The sequence below is a fragment of the Streptomyces sp. NPDC044921 genome (assembly GCF_056432865.1).
The window spans coordinates 1-5,064 of the sequence record NZ_JBWKIF010000046.1; the positions used below are offsets into that span (position 1 = coordinate 1).

The window sequence follows — 5,064 nt, forward strand, 5'->3', positions numbered from 1 at the left end:
GACGAGGGCGAGGCCGTCTTCCGGGCGGTCGAGAAGGACGCCGTGCGCAAGGCGCTCGCCGAGCACGACGGCGTGCTCGCCCTCGGCGGCGGCGCGATCCTCGATCCGGGGACCCGGGCGCTGCTCGCCGGGCGGCGGGTGGCGTACCTGTCGATGGACGTCGAGGAGGCCGTCAAGCGCACCGGCCTCAACGCGGCCCGCCCGCTACTCGCGGTCAACCCGCGCAAGCAGTGGCGCGAGCTGATGGAGGCCCGCCGGCACCTCTACGAGGAGGTCGCCACGGTCGTCGTGGCCACCGACGGCCGCACGCCCGATGAGGTAACCCAAGTAGCCCTCGACGCACTGGAGTTGAAGGAAGCATGAGCGAGCCAGTGACGCGGATCCAGGTCGGCGGCACCGCGGGCACCGACCCCTACGAGGTGCTGGTGGGCCGCCAACTCCTGGGCGAGCTCGGCGCACTGATCGGCGGCAAGGCCAAGCGAGTGGCGATCGTGCACCCCGAGGCCCTGGCCGAGACCGGTGAGGCCCTGCGCGCCGACCTGGCCGAGCAGGGCTACGAGGCCGTCGCCATCCAGGTGCCCAACGCCGAGGAGGCCAAGACCGCCGAGGTCGCCGCCTACTGCTGGAAGGCCCTCGGCCAGTCCGGCTTCACGCGCACCGACGTCATCGTCGGGGTCGGCGGCGGCGCCACCACGGACCTCGCCGGTTTCGTGGCCGCGACCTGGCTGCGCGGGGTGCGCTGGATCGCCATCCCGACGACCGTGCTCGCCATGGTCGACGCGGCCGTCGGCGGCAAGACCGGCATCAACACCGCCGAGGGCAAGAACCTCGTCGGCGCCTTCCACCCGCCCGCCGGTGTGCTCTGCGACCTGGCCGCGCTGGACTCCCTTCCGGTCAACGACTACGTCTCCGGGCTCGCCGAGGTCATCAAGGCCGGCTTCATCGCCGACCCGGTCATCCTCGACCTCATCGAGTCCGACCCCGAGGCCGCCCGCACCCCGGCAGGCCCGCACACCGCCGAGCTGATCGAGCGCTCCATCCGGGTCAAGGCCGACGTCGTCTCGTCGGACCTGAAGGAATCGGGCCTGCGCGAGATCCTCAACTACGGCCACACGCTCGGCCACGCCATCGAGAAGAACGAGCGCTACCAGTGGCGCCACGGCGCCGCCGTCTCGGTCGGCATGCACTTCGCCGCCGAACTCGGCCGCCTGGCGGGCCGGCTGGACGACGCGACGGCCGACCGCCACCGCACGATCCTGGAATCGGTGGGGCTGCCCCTGCACTACCGGTACGACCAGTGGCCCAAGCTGCTGGAGACCATGAAGGTCGACAAGAAGTCCCGCGGCGACCTGCTGCGCTTCATCGTCCTCGACGGCCTGGCCAAGCCCACCGTCCTGGAAGGCCCCGACCCGGCCGTGCTGCTCGCCGCGTACGGCGAAGTCGGGCAGTAAGTCCCCCGGCGCGCCTTCCGCCCGGAATCGCCTTGCGGAGCCGGGCACTTCGGACCGCCCCCGGCCGTTCACACATCGACGACCGGGGGCGGTACCGTTCGGTAGCAGCGGGTTCCGCCCCCGCTGTCAGCGCCCATCGCCTGTACGAGACGGAGTGGCACCGGATGCAGCACGCAGTGGGTTCTCCGCTGCCGCCGCCCCATCAGCCGGGGCACGGACCGGCCGTCGGCTGGTCACCGGCCGCACATCACCCGGGTCCGCACCACCCGGGCGCGCACCAGGGCTCCGCGCCCGTGCCCCCGGCGCCGGGGTATCCCGCGCCGCCGCCGGGACCGGCCGCGCCGCCGCCCGGACCGGCCGCGCCGCCTCCGCAGGCCTCCGCTCCACCGCCGCCGGACACCACCGGCCATGTGACCCTGCCGCCGGGCGGCCCGGTCGCCATGCCGAGCGTGCCACCCGCCGCGGCGGCGCCCGACCCCTCCGGCACGACGCTCGCCGTGCTGCTCATCGGCCCCGCGGGCGCGGGCAAGACCAGCGTCGCCAAGTACTGGGCGGACCACCGCCGGGTGCCGACGGCGCACATCAGCCTGGACGACGTGCGCGAGTGGGTCCGCTCCGGCTTCGCCGACCCGCAGTCCGGGTGGAACGACAACTCGGAGGCCCAGTACCGCCTCGCCCGCCGCACCTGCGGCTTCGCCGCGCGGAACTTCCTGGCCAACGGCATCTCGTGCATCCTCGACGACGCCGTCTTCCCCGACCGGCCGGTGGTCGGCCTCGGCGGCTGGAAGCGCCACGTGGGGCCCGGCCTGCTGCCCGTCGTCCTGCTGCCCGGGCTGGACATCGTCCTCGAACGCAACGCGGAGCGCTCGGGGAACCGGCGGCTGTCCGACGAGGAGGTCGCCCGTATCCACGGCCGGATGGCCGGCTGGTACGGATCAGGACTGCCGATCATCGACAACTCCCAGCTGGACGTGCCCGAGACGGCGAGGATCCTGGACGACGTCCTGGCCAGGTCGATCGCGAGCCCGCCGCAGTGGTGAGCGCCCCGTAGGGACGCGGGAGCCGCGCCCGCAGCCCACCGGCTCGCGGACGGCGGACATCCCGCTGCCCCACTCGGCCTCTCCCGAACGGCGCCGGACCCGCGGAGCTCATACGCTCGGGTCATGTCAGAGGTGTACGCGGCCCGCCGGACGCGTCTGAGGGAATACTGCAACGCGGGCGGCAGCGCGGCGGCGCTGGTCTCCCGCCCCGCCAACGTGCGCTACCTCGCGGGCGCCGCCCCGCCCGGCGCCATCCTGCTGCTCGGCAAGACCGAGGATCTCCTGGTGTACGGCCCGTCCGCGGACCGCCCGTCCCAGGAGCGCCCCGACGAGGCCCTGCGCGTGAGGACCCTGTCCGGAGCCGCCGACGGCGATCCGGCCGTCGCGGCAGCCGGCATCGCCCAGGACCAGGGCGCCGACTCCCTCGCCGTGGAGGAGCACCACCTCACCGTGGCCCGGCACCGAGCCCTCGGCTCCGTCGCCCCCCGGCTCCGCCTCGCCGGCCTCGGCGGCGCGGTCGAGCAGTTGAGGGTCGTCAAGGACGAGGAGGAGATCTCCTGCATGCGCATCGGCGCCGAGATCGCCGACCAGGCCCTCGGCGAGCTGCTGGAGTCCATCCTCGTCGGCCGCACCGAGCGTCACCTCGCCCTGGAGCTGGAGCGGCGCCTCGTCGACCACGGAGCCGACGGCCCGGCCTTCCCCACCTCCGTGGCCACCGGACCCCACGCGGGCCGCCCCGGCCACCGCCCCACCGACCGCCGCGTCGAGGAGGGCGACTTCCTGTCCGTGTGCCTCGGCGCCACCTACCGCGGCTACCGCTGCGAGATCGGCCGCACGTTCGTCATCGGCACGGCTCCGGCGGACTGGCAGATCGAGCTGTACGACCTGGTCTTCGCGGCCCAGCGCGCCGGGCGCGAGAGCCTGGTCCCCGGCGTCGCCTGCCGGGACGTCGACCGTGCCGCACGCCAGGTCCTGGACTCCGCGGGCCGCACCGAGGGCCTCACGGCCCGGACCGGACACGGCGTGGGGCTCGAAATCGACGAGGACCCTCAGTTGAGTCCCGCGGCCATGGGTAAACTGGACGCTTGCGTGCCGGTCACCGTCGAACCCGGGGTCCACCTCCCGGGCCGGGGCGGTGTCCGGATCGATGACACGCTCGTCGTCCGCCCCGAGGCGGACGGCGGACCCGAGCTACTCACCATCACGACCAAGGAGCTGCTCGCCCTCTAGGAAGGTGCGTGCACCGGGGTCGTACGTCAGTCCAGGAGATTCCGCAACCGTGGCTTCCACGAACGACCTCAAGAACGGCATGGTGCTCAAGCTCGAAGGCGGCCAGCTCTGGTCCGTCGTCGAGTTCCAGCACGTCAAGCCCGGCAAGGGCCCGGCCTTCGTGCGCACCAAGCTCAAGAACGTGCTCTCCGGCAAGGTGGTCGACAAGACCTTCAACGCCGGCGTCAAGGTCGAAACGGCCACCGTCGACAAGCGCGACATGCAGTTCTCCTACATGGACGGCGAGTACTTCGTCTTCATGGACATGGAGACCTACGACCAGCTCATGGTCGACCGCAAGGCCGTCGGCGACGCCGCCAACTTCCTCGTCGAGGGCTTCACGGCCACGGTCGCCCAGCACGAGGGCGAGGTGCTCTTCGTGGAGCTGCCGGCCGCCGTCGAGCTGACCGTGCAGGAGACCGAGCCGGGCGTCCAGGGCGACCGCTCCACCGGCGGCACCAAGCCCGCCACGCTGGAGACCGGCCACCAGATCCAGGTCCCGCTCTTCATCACCACCGGTGAGAAGATCAAGGTCGACACCCGCACCAGCGACTACCTCGGCCGGGTGAACAGCTAACCGTGGCTGCCCGCAACACGGCCCGCAAGCGCGCCTTCCAGATCCTCTTCGAGGGTGACCAGCGCGGCGCCGACGTCCTGACGGTCCTCGCGGACTGGGTCCGGCACTCCCGGACGGACACCCGGCAGCCGCCGGTCAGCGAGTACACGATGGAGCTGGTCGAGGGCTACGCCAAGCACGCCAAGCGCATCGACGAGCTGATCGCCCAGTACTCGGTCGGCTGGACGCTGGACCGGATGCCGGTGGTCGACCGCAACATCCTGCGGCTCGGTGCCTACGAGCTGATCTGGGTCGACGGGACCCCGGACGCGGTCGTCCTCGACGAGATGGTGCAGCTGGCCAAGGAGTTCTCCACGGACGAGTCGCCCGCGTTCGTGAACGGCCTGCTCGGCCGGCTGAAGGAGCTCAAGCCTTCGCTCCGCCGCGACGAGGCCTGAGACAGGCCGCGACAGACAGAACGCCGGAGGGCCCGCGGCACGAGCGCTGCGGGCCCTCCGGCGTCCCCTGGGGCACCGGGAAGGCCGCCCGGCTCCGAGAACGCCGCCGGGGGGGGGGGGGGCCGGGGGGGGGGGCCCCCCCCCCCGCCCCCGGGGGGGGGGGGGGGGGGGGGGGGGGGGGGGGGGGGGGGCCCCCCCCCGGGGGGGGCCGCCCCCCCCCCCCCGCCGGGCGGGGCGCCCCCCCCCCCCCCCCCCCGCCGCCCCCCCGACCCACCCCCCACCGTCAGGCG

Annotated in this window: 6 protein-coding genes; all 6 read left to right on the plus strand. The window is 73.5% G+C overall.

Annotated features, from left to right (window positions below; all coding sequences use genetic code 11):
• The coding region (locus tag AC07DA_RS36005) for a shikimate kinase (RefSeq protein ID WP_479132474.1) at positions 1 to 363 on the plus strand (363 nt) is incomplete at its 5' end.
• The gene (gene aroB / locus AC07DA_RS36010; RefSeq protein WP_479132475.1) at positions 360 to 1,451 is read left to right on the plus strand and encodes a 3-dehydroquinate synthase; all 1,092 of its coding nucleotides are present in this window, start codon (positions 360 to 362) and stop codon (positions 1,449 to 1,451) included. The genes AC07DA_RS36005 and aroB, both read left to right, overlap by 4 nt.
• Positions 1,452 to 1,615: 164 nt before the next feature.
• Positions 1,616 to 2,491 carry a Pro-rich N-terminal domain-containing protein gene (locus AC07DA_RS36015; RefSeq protein WP_479132476.1) on the plus strand — a complete coding sequence of 292 codons (876 nt, stop codon included), beginning with the start codon at positions 1,616 to 1,618 and terminating at the stop codon, positions 2,489 to 2,491.
• A 123-nt stretch (positions 2,492 to 2,614) separates the two neighbouring features.
• Positions 2,615 to 3,721: an aminopeptidase P family protein gene (locus AC07DA_RS36020; RefSeq protein ID WP_479132477.1), complete on the plus strand. Its 1,107-nt coding sequence runs from the start codon at positions 2,615 to 2,617 to the stop codon at positions 3,719 to 3,721.
• A gap of 49 nt (positions 3,722 to 3,770) precedes the next feature.
• On the plus strand, positions 3,771 to 4,337 hold the full coding sequence (gene efp, locus AC07DA_RS36025; RefSeq protein ID WP_010046444.1) for an elongation factor P: 567 nt from the start codon (positions 3,771 to 3,773) through the stop codon (positions 4,335 to 4,337).
• Positions 4,338 to 4,339: 2 nt separating this feature from the next.
• The gene (gene nusB / locus AC07DA_RS36030) at positions 4,340 to 4,774 is read left to right on the plus strand and encodes a transcription antitermination factor NusB (protein WP_479132478.1); all 435 of its coding nucleotides are present in this window, start codon (positions 4,340 to 4,342) and stop codon (positions 4,772 to 4,774) included.
• The last annotated feature ends 290 nt before the right edge of the window (positions 4,775 to 5,064 follow it).

Bases quoted from the DNA above. Each gene is read 5' to 3' on its own strand.
- aroB (WP_479132475.1), top strand. From the start codon at position 360: ATGAGCGAGCCAGTGACGCGGATCCAGGTCGGCGGCACCGCGGGCACC.
- AC07DA_RS36015 (WP_479132476.1), top strand. From the start codon at position 1,616: ATGCAGCACGCAGTGGGTTCTCCGCTGCCGCCGCCCCATCAGCCGGGG.
- AC07DA_RS36020 (WP_479132477.1), top strand. From the start codon at position 2,615: ATGTCAGAGGTGTACGCGGCCCGCCGGACGCGTCTGAGGGAATACTGC.